The sequence below is a fragment of the Geobacter sulfurreducens PCA genome (assembly GCF_000007985.2).
GTDB classification, from domain to species: Bacteria; Desulfobacterota; Desulfuromonadia; order Geobacterales; family Geobacteraceae; genus Geobacter; species Geobacter sulfurreducens.
The window spans coordinates 2,665,785-2,682,473 of the sequence record NC_002939.5 but is presented as its reverse complement, the minus strand read 5'-3'; the positions used below and the strand labels follow the sequence as shown (position 1 = coordinate 2,682,473).

At 61.5% G+C, this 16,689-nt stretch carries 15 protein-coding genes; 13 read left to right on the top strand and 2 right to left on the bottom strand.

What is annotated here, in order from left to right:
* The first annotated feature begins 9 nt into the window (after positions 1–9).
* From GS_RS12295 to GS_RS12265, 6 genes are all read left to right on the top strand, one after another.
* Complete coding sequence (locus GS_RS12295; protein ID WP_010943084.1) at positions 10–1,947, top strand: aconitate hydratase; 1,938 nt, start codon at positions 10–12, stop codon at positions 1,945–1,947.
* Positions 1,948–1,949: 2 nt separating this feature from the next.
* On the top strand, positions 1,950–3,782 hold the full coding sequence (locus GS_RS12290) for an ATP-binding protein (protein WP_010943083.1): 1,833 nt from the start codon (positions 1,950–1,952) through the stop codon (positions 3,780–3,782).
* Between the two features lie 8 nt (positions 3,783–3,790).
* The gene (gene pdhA, locus GS_RS12285; protein ID WP_010943082.1) at positions 3,791–4,768 is read left to right on the top strand and encodes a pyruvate dehydrogenase (acetyl-transferring) E1 component subunit alpha; all 978 of its coding nucleotides are present in this window, start codon (positions 3,791–3,793) and stop codon (positions 4,766–4,768) included.
* A gap of 756 nt (positions 4,769–5,524) precedes the next feature.
* Positions 5,525–6,547: a RelA/SpoT domain-containing protein gene (locus GS_RS12275; protein WP_010943079.1), complete on the top strand. Its 1,023-nt coding sequence runs from the start codon at positions 5,525–5,527 to the stop codon at positions 6,545–6,547.
* Between the two features lie 224 nt (positions 6,548–6,771).
* The gene (locus GS_RS12270) at positions 6,772–7,518 is read left to right on the top strand and encodes an SAM-dependent methyltransferase (protein ID WP_010943078.1); all 747 of its coding nucleotides are present in this window, start codon (positions 6,772–6,774) and stop codon (positions 7,516–7,518) included.
* A 127-nt stretch (positions 7,519–7,645) separates the two neighbouring features.
* Complete coding sequence (locus tag GS_RS12265; protein ID WP_010943077.1) at positions 7,646–8,062, top strand: hypothetical protein; 417 nt, start codon at positions 7,646–7,648, stop codon at positions 8,060–8,062.
* A 48-nt stretch (positions 8,063–8,110) separates the two neighbouring features.
* Here the strand turns inward: GS_RS12265 and GS_RS12260 are convergent, their stop codons facing one another.
* Both GS_RS12260 and GS_RS12255 read right to left on the bottom strand, forming a co-directional pair.
* On the bottom strand, positions 8,111–8,401 hold the full coding sequence (locus tag GS_RS12260) for a type II toxin-antitoxin system RelE family toxin (protein ID WP_010943076.1): 291 nt from the start codon (positions 8,399–8,401) through the stop codon (positions 8,111–8,113).
* Complete coding sequence (locus tag GS_RS12255) at positions 8,391–8,636, bottom strand: type II toxin-antitoxin system Phd/YefM family antitoxin (protein ID WP_010943075.1); 246 nt, start codon at positions 8,634–8,636, stop codon at positions 8,391–8,393. Before GS_RS12255 ends, GS_RS12260 begins: the two co-directional genes overlap by 11 nt.
* A gap of 377 nt (positions 8,637–9,013) precedes the next feature.
* On the opposite strand from GS_RS12255, the gene GS_RS12250 reads away from it, so the two are divergent.
* The 7 genes from GS_RS12250 to GS_RS12220 are packed head-to-tail and all read left to right on the top strand — an operon-like array spanning position 9,014 to position 16,612.
* Positions 9,014–9,499: a VOC family protein gene (locus tag GS_RS12250; protein ID WP_010943074.1), complete on the top strand. Its 486-nt coding sequence runs from the start codon at positions 9,014–9,016 to the stop codon at positions 9,497–9,499.
* Between the two features lie 40 nt (positions 9,500–9,539).
* Complete coding sequence (locus tag GS_RS12245; RefSeq protein WP_010943073.1) at positions 9,540–10,526, top strand: alpha-ketoacid dehydrogenase subunit beta; 987 nt, start codon at positions 9,540–9,542, stop codon at positions 10,524–10,526.
* 15 nt (positions 10,527–10,541) lie between these two features.
* Entirely contained in the window at positions 10,542–11,798 is a 1,257-nt protein-coding gene (locus tag GS_RS12240; protein ID WP_010943072.1) for a dihydrolipoamide acetyltransferase family protein, read from the top strand.
* Between the two features lie 29 nt (positions 11,799–11,827).
* A complete protein-coding gene (lipB, locus tag GS_RS12235) occupies positions 11,828–12,535 on the top strand; it encodes a lipoyl(octanoyl) transferase LipB (RefSeq protein WP_010943071.1) in 708 nt (235 codons plus the stop codon).
* On the top strand, positions 12,517–14,982 hold the full coding sequence (locus tag GS_RS12230) for a Lon protease family protein (RefSeq protein ID WP_010943070.1): 2,466 nt from the start codon (positions 12,517–12,519) through the stop codon (positions 14,980–14,982). Before lipB ends, GS_RS12230 begins: the two co-directional genes overlap by 19 nt.
* Entirely contained in the window at positions 14,979–15,293 is a 315-nt protein-coding gene (locus GS_RS12225; protein ID WP_010943069.1) for a c-type cytochrome, read from the top strand. The genes GS_RS12230 and GS_RS12225 overlap by 4 nt, the downstream gene beginning before the upstream one ends.
* Positions 15,290–16,612 carry an NfeD family protein gene (locus GS_RS12220; RefSeq protein ID WP_010943068.1) on the top strand — a complete coding sequence of 441 codons (1,323 nt, stop codon included), beginning with the start codon at positions 15,290–15,292 and terminating at the stop codon, positions 16,610–16,612. The genes GS_RS12225 and GS_RS12220 overlap by 4 nt, the downstream gene beginning before the upstream one ends.
* Positions 16,613–16,689: the final 77 nt, after the last annotated feature.

Genomic DNA, 16,689 nt, shown 5'->3' with positions numbered 1-16,689 from the left:
GAGATCCCCATGGGCAAGAACCTCGCAACCAAAATCCTCGAAGCGCACCTCGTGAAGGGCGAACTGACGCCGGGCACCGAGATCGCCCTGAAGATCGACCATGCGCTCCTCCAGGACGCCACCGGCACCATGGCCATGCTGGAGTTCATCGCCATGGGGGTGGACCGGGTGAAGGTGGAGCTGGCGGCCCAGTACATCGACCACAACCTGCTCCAGACCGACAACCGCAACGCCGACGACCACGTCTTCCTCATGACCGCGGCCCAACGGTTCGGCGTCCATCTGTCCAAGCCGGGGAACGGGGTCTCCCACCAGGTCCACCTGGAGCGCTTCGGCGTGCCGGGCCGGACCATGCTGGGAGCCGACTCCCACACCACCTCCGCCGCCGGGCTCTCCATGATCGCCATTGGCGCCGGCGGACTCGACGTCTCCCTGGCCATGGCGGGGCACCCGTTCCACCTCCCCTGCCCGAAGATCTGGGGAGTGAAGCTCACGGGACAGCTCCAGCCCTGGGTTTCGGCCAAGGACGTGATCCTGGAGATGCTCCGGCGCCACACCGTGAAGGGGGGCGTGGGCAAGATCATCGAGTACTACGGCCCCGGCGTGGCGACCCTCTCGGCAACGGACCGCGCCATCATCGGCAACATGGGGGCGGAGCTGGGAGCCACCACCTCCCTCTTCCCCTCGGACCACCGGACCCGCGAGTTCCTGGAGGCCCAGGGGCGCGGCGAGGTATGGCAGGAGCTTGCCGCCGACCCGGACGCCACCTACGACGAGTACGAGGAAATCGATCTCGCCACGGTGGAGCCCCTCATCGCCTGCCCCTCGTCTCCGGACAACGTGGTGCGGGTGGCCGACATCGAAGGGCTCAAGGTGGATCAGGTGCTCGTGGGGAGTTCCGCCAACTCCGCCTTCCGGGACCTGATGACCGTCTGCCGCATCCTGGACGGGCGCCGCGTGGCCTCCCACGTCTCCTTCAACGTGAATCCGGGCAGCCGCCAGGTGTTGGAGAACGTGGCCGATCAAGGCGGAATCATGATGCTCCTCCTGGCCGGGGCCCAGATCCACCAGCCCGGCTGCCTCGGCTGCATTGGCATGGGGCAGGCGCCGGGCACCGACCAGGTAAGTCTGCGCACCTTCCCCCGCAACTTTCCCGGCCGCAGCGGAACGAAGAATGACAAGGTCTATCTCTGCTCCCCCGAAACGGCAGCCGCCGCCGGAATCTTCGGCGTGGTCACCGATCCCCGGAAACTCGGCGATCTCATGGCATGGCCCAACGTCCGGAACCCGGAGAAGTACGTGCTGGACGACTCCAGCATCATCTTCCCCCTGCCGCCCGAGGAGGCGAAGCAGGTGGAGATCGTCACCGGCCCCAACATCGTCCCGTTTCCCGACTTTGACCCGCTGCCGGAGACCCTGGAGGCCGAGGTCATCTTCATGGTGGGGGACAACATCTCCACTGACACCATCATGCCCGCCGGCAACAAGGTGCTTCCCTACCGGAGCAACGTCCCGGCCATCAGCCAGTTCGTGTTCGAGCAACTGGACCCCGACTTCCACAAGCGGGCCAGGGAGAAGGGGACCGGCGTGGTCATCGGCGGCGAGAACTACGGCCAGGGATCGAGCCGTGAGCACGCGGCCCTGGCTCCCCGCTACCTGGGCATCCGGGCCAAGATCGTCAAAAGCTTTGCGCGGATCCACAAGGCCAATCTGGTCAACTTCGGCATCCTGCCGCTCACGTTCAAGAATCCCGCCGACTATGACCTCCTGAAGCAGGGGGACCGGCTGGAGTTCCCCGACGTGCGGCGGCTCGTGGCCTCCGGAGCCGTGGAGATCCCGGTGCGGGTGGGCGGGAAGGAAATCGTCACCCTGCTGGACGTCTCGGACCGGCAGCGGCAGGAACTGCTGGCCGGCGGGACGTTGAACTACGTGAAACGGAGCGCCTGACCATGGCCGGACGCGGATATGCCAGTCGCCTGTCGATTCTGTCCGCGTCCGCGCTGATTCTGGCGCTCGTTGTCATCCTCGCAGCCACCGGAGGCTCCCGCGCCGAATCCGGCGCCGTGTCCCTGACCCCCGAGGAGCGGGCGTGGCTCAACGCCCATCCGGTCATCAAGCTCGCCCCGGACCCCGACTTCAAACCCATCGAGTATTTTGACGAAAACGGCGTCTACCGCGGGGCAGCGGCCGACCACATCCACGCCCTGGAAAAAAAGCTCGGCATCACCATCACCATCGTTCACCTGCGGAACTGGGACGAGGTCATGGATGCCTTCAAACGGCACGAGGTGGACCTGCTCGGGGCGGTGGCCGCCACACCGGACCGGGAACGGTACATGCTGTTCAGCGATCCCCTGGTGGTGGTCCCCGGCGGGATCTTCTCGGCCAGGGAGTTCGGCAAGCCCCTTGCCATCAAGGATCTGCAGGGGCTGAAGGTGGCCGTGGTTTCCAACTACATGGCCCACGACTACCTGCGTAACACCTATCCGCAGATAAGCCTGGATATCGTGCCGGACGTCTCCACGGGGCTGGCCAAGGCATCCCTGGGGATGGTGGACGTCTACGTGGAAAACATGGCCAACGCCACCTTTTATCTCCAGGAGGCTGGGATCACCAACCTCCGGCTCGTGGGGAACACCGATTTCATGTACCGCTGGGGGATCGGCATCCGCAAGGACTGGCCCATGATGCGGCAGATCCTCAATAAGGGGCTCGCGGCATTGAGCGAGGATGAAAAGAGTGCCCTCATCGGGCGCTGGATTTATGTGAAGGCCCCGCCCTGGCGGCCGAGCAGGGCATTTGTGGCGGGAATGGTTGCTTCGGTTGCGGGCGTGCTGCTGGTGGCGGCGGTGTCGATCAACCTGACGCTCAAGAGGAAAGTGAACGCGCGGACCGCGGAACTGCAGGGTGAACTGGCTGAGCGCCGAAGGCTGGAACAAGAGCTTACCCGCCTGAACGAGCAGCTGGAGGAGCGGGTCCGGGAGCGGACTGCCGAGCTGGAGCGCCAGGTGGCCGACCGCCGGCGGGCCGAGGAGGCGCTCCAGCAACTCACCGTCGGGCTGGAACAACGGGTGAAGGCCCGTACCGCCGAACTGGAGGCCTCCAACCGGGAGCTGGAATCGTTCACCTTCGCGGTGTCCCATGATCTGCGGGCGCCGGTGAGGCACATCAACGGCTATGTCGAGATACTCACCGAGGAACTGGCGGCCAAGGAGTGCCTCTGCGCGGGCGATTATCTCGCCCGGATCATGGTCTCCTGCCGGCGGATGCAGGAGATGATCGACTCGCTCCTGGACCTTTCCCGGATAAGCCGCAAAGAGCTCCAGTGCGAACAGGTCGACCTGAGCGAAATCGCCCGGCAGATCATGGCTGAAATGCGAGAGGCCGAGCCCCATCGCCGCGTGGAAGCGACCATCGCCGACGGGATCAGGGCCAAGGGAGACCCGGTCCTGCTCCGCAGCGTCATCGAAAACCTGCTGCACAATGCCTGGAAATACACCGGCAGGAAAGACGTGGCCCACATCGAGTTCGGCGTCGACACCGGGGGCGGGGAAACCGTCTACTACGTCCGCGACGACGGGGCCGGCTTTGATGCCGCATACGCAGGCAAACTGTTCACCCCCTTCCAGAGACTCCACACCGATGCCGAGTTCACCGGCACCGGAGTCGGCCTTGCCACGGTGCAGCGGATTATCCACCGGCACCGCGGCAGGGTCTGGGCCTTCTCCGAGCCCGGCCGGGGGGCATGTTTCTTCTTTACCCTGAATACCGAAACCGCATGAGGTGACCCATGGCAACCACGCTCCGCGCCATCCTTCCCGATTCCGAGCTGCTGAAGATGCACGAACAGATGGTCCTCTCCCGCGAGTTCGAGGAATCGTGCGCCGAACAGTACACCAAGGGGCATATCACCGGCTTCCTCCACCTCTACAGCGGCCAGGAGGCAGTGGCGGTGGGCGCAACCGCGGCGCTGCGCAAGGACGACTACATCCTCTCCGCCTACCGGGAGCACGCCCAGGCCATCGTTCGGGGGGCCGAGCCGCGGCGGGTCATGGCCGAACTCTTCGGCAAGGCCACCGGCATGTGCAAGGGGAAGGGGGGCTCCATGCACCTCTTCGACCCGAGCCTCGCCTTCATGGGAGGATACGCCATCGTCGGCGGCCAGTTCCCCATCGCCGTCGGGCTTGCCTTTGCCTCCAAATACCGGAAGGAAGGACGGATCTCCGCCTGCTTCTTCGGCGACGGCGCCGTCAACCAGGGCACCTTCCACGAATCCCTCAACTGGGCCCGGCTCTGGGAGCTGCCGGTCCTCTTCATCTGCGAGAACAACTTCTACGGCATCGGCACCGCCGTCTCCCGGGCCTCGGCCCTCTCCGACATCCACAAACGCACCTGCGGCTACGACATCCCCTCCGTGCGGGTGGACGGCATGGACGTCATGGCGGTCCACGAGGCCGTCAAATGGGGCGCCGAGTGGGTCCGGGAGCACAGCCGGCCCTACCTGATCGAAGCCATGACCTACCGCTTCCGGGGCCACTCCATGGCCGACCCCGGCAAGTACCGCAGCGCCGCCGAAGTGGAGCTCTGGAAAAGCCGCGACCCGATCCCGAACTTCGAGAAACGCCTCGTGGAAGAAGGCATCGCCACCGAAGCCGAACTGGCCGCCGTGCTGGAGAAATGCCGGGGCGTCGTGGCCGACGCCGTGGCATTTGCCGAAGAATCGCCGTGGCCGGAGGATGATGAGGTTTATTCGGATATTTATGTGTGAGGGGCAGAAACTGTTAGCCGCAGAGACATGTTTGATCTGTTCCAATACGGGGGGATGAGCGGTTCACGCACGTGTGCGTGAACCGTTTAATGATGAGTTGGGTGGAAGAAAGCATGACGAAAAAAACTACACATATGACACTAGGACGTCTGCCTAATCTGACTTTGAGACAAGCAGCTTCAGTATTTATGACAGTTTTGGCGTTGTGTGGTTGCTCTTGGAGCCGATAGGACTTTTCGGAGTAAACTCACAATTTTTTGCAAGACTAGGTTGGTATGGATATTTATTCATAATTTTAACTACGACAGCCCTTACAATTCCTGCCTTGGATCTATTCAGGCGGCATAGGTTCACAAAGTTGAAATTTATTGAACTACGAGTGGAGTCCTCTACAGATGGCGGTTTACACTTTGTGCGAGCTCCTGAGAATCTTCAGGTATGGGATTTTATAGCTTTGTTTCTTAATCATCTGAAGAAAGGTCCTGCAGGCGATACCATAGATGCTATGTGCAGAATTTACATTCCTGTTCTGTATGTACGAACAGACGATGCAGATCGTGAAATTTTAGATGATCTGACGTTGCGGGAGGCAGATTTGAAAAATGGTGATGTCTGTTTTATTAAAGGCCGACCTCGAAAGGATGAAGTACGTTTTTGCTTATCGCGAAGAGACGATCCAACACACGAATAGACCTGTTTCGCTTCGCTCCCAGGTCATTCGCACCACCGTTATCTCTTTAACTAGGAGATCTTAAAATGAAATGGGTAACCTGTGATTACTCCAAGAAAGATGTTATGCGAGCTGGAGAGCAATTAATCAGCGAATCAGTTACTGATCAAGAGCTGTCAACAGCTATGGATGTTCTCTCAAGTTGGAGGGCAGCGCATGCATATCCAATGCATGCATTACTGATATTTCTCAGGACACAATCAAGTAAAATTGATGCAAATACTATCGTGGTACAGCGACTAAAAAGGACGCCATCGATACTTGATAAGTTATCTAGATTTCCTCAAATGAAGCTACATCGTATGCAAGATATCAGTGGATGTAGAGCAGTAGTTAACAATGTTAATATGGTTGAAAAATTATCTGACTCTATTACTAATAGTAGGACAAGGCACAAATTACATAAAAAAGATGATTATATACAAAATCCAAAGTTGTCAGGATATAGAGGCATACATCTAGTATATAAATATAAAGGTGGAAAGAAGGCGTACTCTGATTATTTTGTAGAAATTCAGCTTAGATCAAAAATACAGCACGCATGGGCTACATCAGTCGAAATAGTGGACATATTCACACGACAAGCGTTAAAAGCCAGTCATGGTAGTAAAGAATGGCTCGACTTTTTCATGTATGCCAGCGCTGAATTTGCAAAGCTTGAAAAAAGGCCAATAGGTAACCACCTAGATGGAATAGACACCAAATTACATTTAAAAAAACTTGCTGATAGTCTGAGCGTTGTCAATAGACTAAATGCGTTTGCAGTCTCTACACAGTATGTTGCGACGAAGCAAGACAATAGAACTGACTATTTCTTACTAGAACTAACAGATACTGCGCAAGCCATCATGGTAACCCAATATACGTCTGCTGATTTAGATAAAGCTACTAAAGCATACCTTGAAAAAGAAAAAGCAGCAAAAAATGATTCTACTTATGATGTTGTATTGGTAGCAGCTGGATCAATGCATGCACTAAAAGCCGCTTATCCTAACTACTTTGCAGATTCAAAGGCATTTCTTAATTACCTCGCAAAGGTACTGAGCTAACTCTCGAATCGACGTGAATCGGGTCGGACCAAGTCAACTTGCCGATATTTCAGCAAATACACCTCAATTCAGGAGGATTTTTACCCGTAGAAGCGCATTTTCAGGGTCATAATCGAGCACTCAACATGGCACAGGCAGAACCCGGGGGACACCTTGTTTATTGACCCGCCCAGAATTCCCCCGGGATTTCGAATCAATCCACACCCATAAGGAGATTTTCTGCATTGGACATTCCACGGATTTTTACCATCACCGAAAGCGCTCACCGCATCCATAACCCGATTACACCCGAAAAGCTCACCACTCTCGGCGCGGCGCTGCGTCTGGAACCGGGGACCCGAGTGCTGGACCTGGGCAGCGGTTCGGGGGAGATGCTGTGCACCTGGGCACGCGATCACGGCATCATCGGCACCGGCATCGATATGAGTCAGTTGTTCACCGCGCAAGCGAAACTCCGCGCCGAAGAGCTCGGCGTTGCCGATCGCGTCACGTTCATCCATGGCGATGCTAGCGGCTACGTGTCGGACGACAAGGCCGGTGTGGCAGCCTGTGTCGGTGCCACGTGGATCGGCGGGGGAGTCGCCGGCACTATCGAGCTGCTGGCGCGGAGCCTGCGCCCCGGGGGGATCATCCTCATCGGCGAGCCCTACTGGCGGCAGGTGCCGCCGACGGAAGATGTTGCCAGGGGGTGTCTTGCCAACTCGACCTCCGACTTTCTCATGCTCCCGGAACTTCTCGCGTCGTTCGGCCGGCTTGGCTATGACGTCGTTGAAATGGTTCTGGCCGACCAAGATGGCTGGGACAGATACGAGGCGGCCAAATGGCTCACCATGCGCCGATGGCTTGAAGCCAATCCCGACGACGAGTTGGCGAAAGAGGTTCGAGCCCAACTGACCTCGGAGCCTGGGCGCTACGCCTCGTACACGCGTGAATACCTGGGCTGGGGTGTGTTCGCGCTGATGCCGCGGTGATGCGTTGGCGCAGTATTCCGGGGGCATCTTGGTTGATTCCAGATGAGATATGTAAGGTTTCCCCGGAATTTGGTCCGTTCGTTGTGACAACAGGTGTATCGGATGACCGACGAGAGGAGGGCTCAGCATGAAACGGTTGGCTATTGTTGTTCGAGATGACGCCTATGATCGCCTCTACACGCCGTTAACCTTTGCCTATGTTGCGGCGAGCAAGGGCATTGCGGTCGACATTCTATTTGTCTTATGGGCGGTACGGGTTCTCACAGAGAAAGGCGCCAAGGCGGTCAAGATCGATAGCCGGCATGCTGCAGAAGAAGAGTGGTTCAAGGACAGGGTTCGGCGTGACGGTGACCCTCTCGAGATTTACGATTTCATCAAGCTGGTTAAGAAGACGGGCAACGCTTGGTTCTACGGTTGCCGGCTCGCAGCGGCCACCTTCGACGTGGACGAGTCGCAGCTCATCCCGGAGGCGGATGGTATTGTGGATTCGCTCTGGTTTTTGGAAGAGAAAGCGATTAAGGCAGATCATTGTCAGTATTTCTGATGTGGAGTAGAAAAGGGTGGTGCCTTCAAATTTCAAGAGCGAAATTTATTACTGTTTCACCCTTTTCTCTGCCGCTCGATAAACGGTAAGGTTTTCGCGTTTTCCGACAGCCACGACAGTAACGATGATGCGGTTGTCGTCAACCTGGTAAACCAGCCGGTAGCCGGCGTTCTTCAGCTTGATTTTGTAGCAATCGGGCATGCCGGAGAGTCGGGCCGGCTCGACGCGAGGAAGCTCAAGCCGTTCGGTAAGCTTCTTCTTAAACTGTTCACGGATTCTGCCATCGAGTTTTTTCCACTCCTTCAGGGCGGATTCCTTGAATTCGAGGCTATAGCTCATCGAGGGAGACCTTGACACTCGGCTCGTGTTCCCGTTCCTTCACAATTTGGGAAAGCTCATAATCCTCCAGTTTCTCCATGAGCGCCTCGAAGGCATCGGCGGGGATTAAGTATGCACTTGGCTTGTTGTGGTTGAGGATTGCCACAGGTTCACCTTCGGACTGATTAATGATTCGGGTGGGGTTTTTTTTAAGGTCACTTATGCTGACCGAGGCACGGGCAAAAAGACGTTCCATAAATAACCTCTTTTGAGACTTTAATTTGGGTATAAATATAGGTCTTAATTGGCATCGCTGCAAGAAAATATTGAAAGCAACTGAATCAGGGACAAAGCTGCAAAAATCAAAAAACCTGAGAAAGCGGAGAGCAGAAAGGGGTCTTCAAATTTCATATGTGTATGTTGGAGATTCTCACCGACCGGGGCTACAAAACGTCCAGGAGCGGGTCACGGATTGGACCGCCATCCCGCCCATGCGAAGCACAGCGAAGCCGCCCCGGAATGGTACACTATGGTCGTACGTTGACGCGGTGATAGCGGCCGAGCCACTGCCCTCCGCCTGCGGGCACATCGCTGACTTCGGCCCGGGGTGGCTCATCCCAAAGGAGAAATGACATGGACAAGCCGGCAAAGAACACGATTTGCCTGTGGTACGATGGCGACGCCGAGGACGCGGCGCGGTTTTACGCCCGGACCTTTCCCGATTCGTCCGTTGGCGCGGTGTTCCGCGCACCGGGAGATTTTCCGTCCGGGAAGAAGGGGGACGTGTTGACGGTCGAGTTTACGGTGATGGGCATCCCGTGCCTCGGACTCAATGGCGGACCTGAGTTCACGCACAACGAAGCGTTTTCGTTTCAGGTCGCAACCGTTGACCAGGACGAGACGGATCGCTACTGGAACGCGATCGTCGGCAACGGCGGCCAGGAGAGCGTATGCGGCTGGTGCAAGGACAAATGGGGAATTTCCTGGCAGATTACGCCGATCGCCCTGACCAAGGCGGTCACCGATCCCGATACCGCTGCCGCCAAGCGCGCGTTCGATGCGATGATGCAGATGAAAAAGATCGACATCGCCGCAATTGAGGCTGCGTACCGCGGGTGAGATTGCATTCCTCGCACCATCATGAACCCGGAGGCTTCCGATGCCTGAAATGAACTACCGCGATGCCCTGAACCTGGCCCTGAAGGAAGAGATGCGCCGCGATCCGTCGGTGGTGGTCTGGGGGGAAGACGTGGCCCTGTACGAGGGGTCCTTCAAGGTGACCCGCGGGCTGCTGGCCGAGTTCGGCGAGGAGCGGGTGAAGGATACCCCCATTTCGGAGAACTCCATCGTGGGGGTGGCCGTGGGCGCTGCCATGGGGGGCTTGAGGCCCGTGGCGGAGCTGATGACGGTGAATTTCGCGCTCCTGGCCATGGACCAGATCGTGAACCACATGGCCAAGATCCGCTCCATGTTCGGGGGCCAGACCTATCTCCCCATGGTGGTCAGGGCGCCGGGGGGCGGGGGGAGCCAGTTGGGCGCCCAGCATTCCCAGAGCCTGGAAACCTATTTCATGCACTGCCCCGGCATCCATGTGGCGGTGCCGGCCACACCGGCGGATGCCCGGGGGCTGCTCAAGGCGGCCATCCGCGACGACAACCCGGTCATGTTCCTGGAGCACGAGCTGCTCTACAACAGCAAGGGCGAGGTGCCCGACGACCCGGAGTCCGTCATTCCCTTCGGAAAGGCGGATGTGAAGCGTGAGGGGAAGGACCTGACCATTGTCGCCTATTCGCGCATGACCATCCTGGCGCTCCAGGCGGCGGAGGAGCTGGCAAAGGAGGGGATATCCTGCGAGGTGGTGGACCTGCGGACCCTGACCCCCCTCGATACGGCGACCTTTACGGCGTCGGTGAAGAAGACCGGCCGGGCCGTGGTGGTGGAGGAGTGCTGGCGGAGCGCCGGACTGGGCGGGCACCTGGCCGCGATCATCGCGGAGGAGTGCTTTGACCGGCTCCTGGCGCCGGTGCGGCGGGTGTCGGGGCTCGACGTGCCCATGCCCTATTCGCGCAAGATTGAGAAGCTCTGCATTCCGCAACCGGAGACGATCGCCGCGGCGGTGCGGGAGACGCTGAGCGGAACGTACTGAGAAAGGGATATCCTCATGGCAACCGACATCACCATGCCCAAGCTCTCCGACACCATGACCGAAGGCCGTCTCGTCGCCTGGAAGAAAGGGGTGGGCGACCGGGTTGAGCGGGGCGACATCATCGCCGAGGTAGAGACCGACAAGGCCACCATGGAGCTGGAGGCGTTCGCCTCGGGCGTTCTGGCGGAGCAGCGGGTGAAGCCCGGCGAGCTGGTGAACGTGGGCACGGTTATCGGCGTGATCGGCGGGGCGGATGAGGTTAAGCCGACGGAGAAGGCCGCAGCCGCCCCCCCGGAGCTGGCCGACTGGCAGCCGCCACCGGAGGCGCCGGCGAACGGGGCGGAGCCTGAGATCCCGGAGCGGGTGCTGGAGTTGCCCGAAGCATCGGCGCCGCCGGCTCCCCTGCCGCCGGGCGACGATACCAAGGCCTCTCCCGCCGTGCGCCGCCTAGCGCGCGAGAAGGGCATCGACCTGCACCAGGTGAGGGGGAGCGGCCCCGAGGGGCGCATTCTGATGGAGGACCTGGATCAGGTTGCGGCGAATGAGGAGCCCCCGGCGGCGCAGGCAGGGCAGGTCTCTGCGGGCGAATCTCCCGCTCCGCCCGAGGCCGAGCCTATGACGCGCATGCGGGGCGCCATCGCCCGGATCACGGCCGAGGCGTGGCGCACCATCCCCCATTTCTACGAGACCGTCGAGATCGACATGAAGGAGGCCGGTGAGATCGTCCGGGAACTGAAGGGGAGCGGCAACGCCGTGACCTACAACGACCTGGTGCTCAAGGCCGCCGCCCTGGCCCTGGTGCAGTTTCCCCGGATGAACGCCTCGTTCCGGGACGGAGGTGTCGTTGCTCACCGGGAGGTGAACATCGGCTTTGCCGTGGCCATGGAGGAGGGGCTGCAGGTGCCGGTGGTGAAGGGGTGTCAGTCGCTGGCCCTGAAGGAGATCGCCCTCCAGACCGTGCGCCTGGCCGAGCGGGCCCGGAGCGGCGCCATCACCCAGGAGGAGATTTCCGGCGGCACCTTCAGCGTTTCGAACCTGGGGATGTACGGCATCGATGAGTTTGCCGCCGTGATCATGCCGCCCCAGGCAGCGATCCTGGCCGTGGGTGCCGTGGCGGACCGGCCCGTGGTGCGGGATGGGCAGCTGGCGGTCGCCCGGACCATGCGGGCGACCCTTTCCTGCGACCATCGGGTGGTGGACGGGGCCTATGCGGCCCAATTCCTGGGCGAATTGCGGAGGGTGCTGGAGAATCCGGTGCTGATGCTGGTATGATGATGCGGTTTCCGGGCAGGGGGGGTGCCGTGAAGATCGTGGATCTCGCCGCCATGGAGTACGCCGAGGCCTTTGCCCTCCAGGAGCGGCTCGCTGCCGACGTGGCCGCCGGCCGCGCGGAGGAGACGCTGCTCCTGCTGGAGCATCCGCCGGTCTATACCCTGGGCCGGCGCGGCGATGGCGGGAGTCTTCCGGACCCGTCGGTGCGCCCCGTGGAGATCAACCGGGGCGGCGACGTGACCTGGCACGGCCCCGGCCAGCTGGTGGGCTACCCCATCCTGGACCTGGGATGCCGGGGCCGGGATCTGCACCGGTACCTCCGTTTTCTGGAACAGGTGCTGATGGACGCGGCCGCGTCTTTGGGCGTGCAGGCCTGGCGGGTAGCCGGCCGGACCGGCATCTGGACCGAGGGGGGAAAGCTGGCCTCCATCGGGGTCGGGGTCCGGCGCTGGGTTACCATGCACGGCTTCGCCCTCAACATCTGCAACGATCTGGCCCCCTTCAGCCGCATCCACCCCTGCGGCATCGTGGGCTGCCCGGTCACCACCCTGTCTCGTGAAGCGGGCCGGGCGATCACCGTGGCCGAGGCCAAGGCCGCGGTTGCCGCCCCCTTTGCCGGGCTGCCGGCCGACGCCCTGCCGGAGCAGCCCCGTGATGCCGTTCAACCTTCGTCATGCGATGATGTTCATGCACCGTCAACCACTTCAAGGAGGCCACCGTGTCCACTGACCGTCTGAAACTCCCCGTCGAGAAGCTCCGCTGGATCTGCGATCCAGATCAGTTCGAATTCACCACCACCGATGATCTGCCCGAGCTGGAGGGGACCCTCGGCCAGGCCCGGGCCCTGGCATCCATCGATTTCGGCCTCGGCATCCGCGAGAGCGGGTTCAACCTGTTCCTGGCCGGGGAGCCCGGCACCGGCCGCAGCTCCACCGTCAAGAACATCCTGAAGAAACGGGCAAAGGGCGAGCCGACCCCCTCGGACTGGGTCTACGTCAACAACTTCAAGACGCCGGACCTCCCCATCGCCCTGGCGCTGCCGGCGGGCAAGGGGAGCGAGCTGGAGCAGGACATGCGGGAGCTGATCTCCGCGGTCCGTTCGGTCATCCCCAAGGCCCTGGACAGCAAGGAGTACGAGACCAACAAGGCAACCATTGTCGAGTCGTACCAGGAGCACAATAACGAGCTCTTTTCGACCCTGGAGACCGAGGCCCAGGACAAGGGGTTCGCGCTCCAGCGGACCGTGTCGGGGCTGGTGATGGTTCCCCAGAAGGAGGACCGCAACTTCACCCAGGAGGAGTACGAGGCCCTGCCGGAGGAGGAGAAGGAGCGGATCAGCCAGATCGGGCAGGAGCTGACCGACAAGCTGAACGACGTGCTCCGCCAGGTGCGCGAGAACGAGAAGCAGACCAAGGACGCCCTGGCCCAGCTGGACCGCGACCTGGGCAACGCCACGGTGGGGCATCACCTGGACCCCCTGCGGGAGAAGTACGGCGACAACCCCGCGGTGGTGGAGTACCTGAACGCGGTGCAGGAGGACATCATCGCCAACCTTGAGGACTTCAAGCCCCAGCAGCCGGTTCAGTCTCCCATTCCGGGGCTCAAGCTCCCCCGCCAGGAGCCCTCCTTCGAGCGCTACCAGGTGAATGTCTTCGTGGACAACCATGAGACCGAGGGGGCGCCGGTGGTGTTCGAGCCCAACCCCACCTACAACAACCTGTTCGGCCGCATCGAGCACGTGATGCAGATGGGGGGCATGGCCACCACCAACTTCACCCTCATCAAGCCGGGGGCGCTCCACCGGGCCAACGGCGGCTACCTGATCGTGGATGCCCGGGAAGTTCTGATGAACCCCTTCTCCTGGGATTCCCTCAAGCGCTGCATCCGCAACGCCGAGATCAAGATCGAGGACCCCCTGGAGCAGTACCGCTTCATCACCACGGTTTCCATGAAGCCCGAGTCGGTCCCCCTGCAGGCCAAGATCATCATGATCGGGTCGCCGTGGATCTACTACCTCCTCTTCCACCTGGAGCCCGACTACCGCAAGTTCTTCAAGGTGAAGGCCGATTTCGACAGCCGCATCGCCCGCACGTCCGAGGTGATCAAGGACTATGCTCTGTTCGTGGCCACCCACTGCAAGAACGAGAAGCTGCTCCCCTTCGACCGGAGCGGCGTGGCCGGGCTCATCGAGTACTCGGCCCGGCTGGTGGAGGACCAGAACAAGCTCTCATCGCAGTTCATGGAGATCGCCGACCTGATCCGCGAGGCGAGTTACTGGGCCGGCAAGGACGGCAGCCAGGTGGTTGATCATGGCCACGTGACCCGCGCCATCGAGCAGAAGATCTACCGGAGTAACCGGATCGAGGAGCGGATGCAGGAGCTCTTCGACGATGGGACCATCATGGTGGACACCGACGGCGCGGCAGTGGGGCAGATCAACGGCCTGGCGGTCATGACCGTGGGGGATCACACCTTCGGCCGCCCGTCCCGGGTCACGTCCCGGGTCTGGCTGGGGCGGGCCGGCATGGTCAACATCGAGCGCGAGGTGAAGCTCTCGGGCCCCATCCACGACAAGGGGGTCCTGATCCTCACCGGCTACCTGGGCGGGAAGTTCGCCCATGACAAGCCCCTCTCTTTTTCCGCCTCCATCTGCTTCGAGCAGAACTACGAAGGGGTCGAGGGAGACAGCGCCTCGTCCACGGAACTCTACTGCCTCCTCTCGGCCTTCTCGGGTGTTCCCATCAAACAGGGAATCGCCGTGACCGGCAGCGTCAACCAGCACGGCATGGTCCAGCCCATCGGCGGCGTAAACTACAAGATCGAGGGCTTTTACGCCGTCTGCAAGTCCCGTGGGCTCACCGGCGACCAGGGGGTCATGATCCCCGCGTCCAACGAGCGGCACCTGATGCTGAGCGACGAGGTGGTGCAGGCGGTGCGTGAGGGGAAATTCCACATCTGGAGCGTATCCACCATTGACGAGGGGATCGAGATCCTGACCGGCGTTCCGGCCGGCGCCCTGCAGGAGGACGGCAGCTACCCGGAGGGGACCGTCAACTTCCTGGTGGATCGCCGGCTGCGGGAAATGATCGAGAGCATGAAGAAATTCGGCTCGTCCGGCGAGAAAGACGAGAAGAAGGAGTCCGGGGCTCCCGCGCCCGCCCTCGAGGGGGGGCAATCGTCATGAGAGGGCTTGCCCCGGTGGCCGCCTGCATGGCCCTGGCCCTGGCGGCCGGCTGCAGCGGCGGGTCCGGCGCTGGAGGCGGCGAGCTGTTCGCCACCCACTGCGCCGGCTGCCATCCGCAGGGAGGCAACACCGTCCACCCGGAAAAGACCCTGGCGCGGGCCCGGCGGGAGGCCAACGGCATCCGGACCGTCCGGGACGTGGCGGCCTACATCCGCAACCCGGGTCCGGGCATGCCGGCCTTCGGCGAAGCGATGATCCCGCCGGCCGATGCCCTGAAGATCGGGGAGTACGTCGTGGCGAGCTTCCCATGAGAGCCCTCGTTCCGGCCATGGGGGGATCCCGGCGGGGGATCCGGATCGGCGCGCTGATCGCCTGGTGCCTCATGATCTGCACCGGCGCGGCGCTCCTGGCGTCCACCGGGGGCGATGTGCGGGTGGTCGGCCTCAGGGGGGCCGTGAACCCGGTTACCGCCTCATTCCTCAAGCGGAACCTGGACGATGCGGCCCGGAAGGGGGATCGGCTCGTGCTGGTGGAGATGGATACCCCCGGCGGCCTCGACACGGCCATGCGGGAGATCGTCAAGGATATCCTGGCCAGCCCCGTGCCCGTGGCGGTTTACGTGGCGCCGGCCGGGGCCCGGGCCGCCTCGGCGGGGGCAATCATCACGCTGGCGGCCGATATCGCCGCCATGGCGCCGGGGACGAACATCGGCGCGGCCCATCCCGTGGCCATCGGCGAGAAGCAGGACAAGGTCATGGAGCAGAAGGTACTCAACGATGCCGAGGCTTACGTGGACGGCATCGCTTCCCGCCGGGGGCGCAATGCCGAGGTGGCGCGGCGGATGGTGCGCGAAAGCCTGTCGCTCCCCGCTGAAAAGGCCCTGGAAGAGAAGATGATTGACCTGATCGCCGCCGACCGGTCCGCTCTCTTTGCCCAACTGGAGGGGCGGCCGGTGTCCCGTCCGGGGGGCGACACGGTCCTGCGGCTGGCCGGGGCTCCGGTCCGGGAGGCGGAGATGACGACCCGGGAGCGGATCCTCGACGCCATCGGCAATCCCAACGTGGCCTACGTCCTCATGATGCTCGGGTTCCTGGGGCTGTTCTTCGAGTTGTCGAACCCCGGCGTGATCCTGCCCGGCGTCATCGGCGGCATTGCCCTGATCCTGGCCTTCTTCGCCTTCCAGACCCTGCCGGTCAACTATGCCGGCGTGCTTCTCATCCTGCTTGCGCTCATCCTTTTCATTGCCGAGATCAAGGTGGTCTCGGGCGGCATGCTGACGGTGGGAGGCGTCATTGCCATGGTTCTCGGATCGATCCTTCTCTTCGAGTCGCCGGAGCCCTATCTCCGGGTTTCCTGGCAGGTGATCGCCGTGACGGTGGCTGCCGTGTCGGCTTTTTCGATCTTCGCCGTCACCATGGCGGTCCGGGCGCATCGCCGCAAGCCCACCACCGGCGGCGAAGGCCTGGTGGGGGAGACCGGCAAGGCTCTATCCCCCATCGCTCCCGAGGGGCGGGTCTTCATCCACGGCGAATACTGGGACGCCTGGAGCGATGAACCCCTGGCCGAGGGGGACCGGGTAATGGTGGTTGCGGTGGACGGGATGAGGGTCAAGGTGAAAAAGTTATCGTAGGGGCGATCCTTGCGATCGCCCATTTCCAGACGGATGCAATCATGGGCGAAGAGACGAATTCGCCCCCACGTAAGGGA

Bases quoted from the DNA above. Each gene is read 5' to 3' on its own strand.
- pdhA (WP_010943082.1), top strand. From the start codon at position 3,791: ATGGCAACCACGCTCCGCGCCATCCTTCCCGATTCCGAGCTGCTGAAG.
- GS_RS12275 (WP_010943079.1), top strand. From the start codon at position 5,525: ATGAAATGGGTAACCTGTGATTACTCCAAGAAAGATGTTATGCGAGCT.
- GS_RS12255 (WP_010943075.1), bottom strand. From the start codon at position 8,636: ATGGAACGTCTTTTTGCCCGTGCCTCGGTCAGCATAAGTGACCTTAAA.
- GS_RS12225 (WP_010943069.1), top strand. From the start codon at position 14,979: ATGAGAGGGCTTGCCCCGGTGGCCGCCTGCATGGCCCTGGCCCTGGCG.
- GS_RS12245 (WP_010943073.1), top strand. From the start codon at position 9,540: ATGCCTGAAATGAACTACCGCGATGCCCTGAACCTGGCCCTGAAGGAA.
- GS_RS12295 (WP_010943084.1), top strand. From the start codon at position 10: ATGGGCAAGAACCTCGCAACCAAAATCCTCGAAGCGCACCTCGTGAAG.
- GS_RS12290 (WP_010943083.1), top strand. From the start codon at position 1,950: ATGGCCGGACGCGGATATGCCAGTCGCCTGTCGATTCTGTCCGCGTCC.
- GS_RS12260 (WP_010943076.1), bottom strand. From the start codon at position 8,401: ATGAGCTATAGCCTCGAATTCAAGGAATCCGCCCTGAAGGAGTGGAAA.
- GS_RS12220 (WP_010943068.1), top strand. From the start codon at position 15,290: ATGAGAGCCCTCGTTCCGGCCATGGGGGGATCCCGGCGGGGGATCCGG.
- GS_RS12240 (WP_010943072.1), top strand. From the start codon at position 10,542: ATGGCAACCGACATCACCATGCCCAAGCTCTCCGACACCATGACCGAA.
- GS_RS12265 (WP_010943077.1), top strand. From the start codon at position 7,646: ATGAAACGGTTGGCTATTGTTGTTCGAGATGACGCCTATGATCGCCTC.
- GS_RS12250 (WP_010943074.1), top strand. From the start codon at position 9,014: ATGGACAAGCCGGCAAAGAACACGATTTGCCTGTGGTACGATGGCGAC.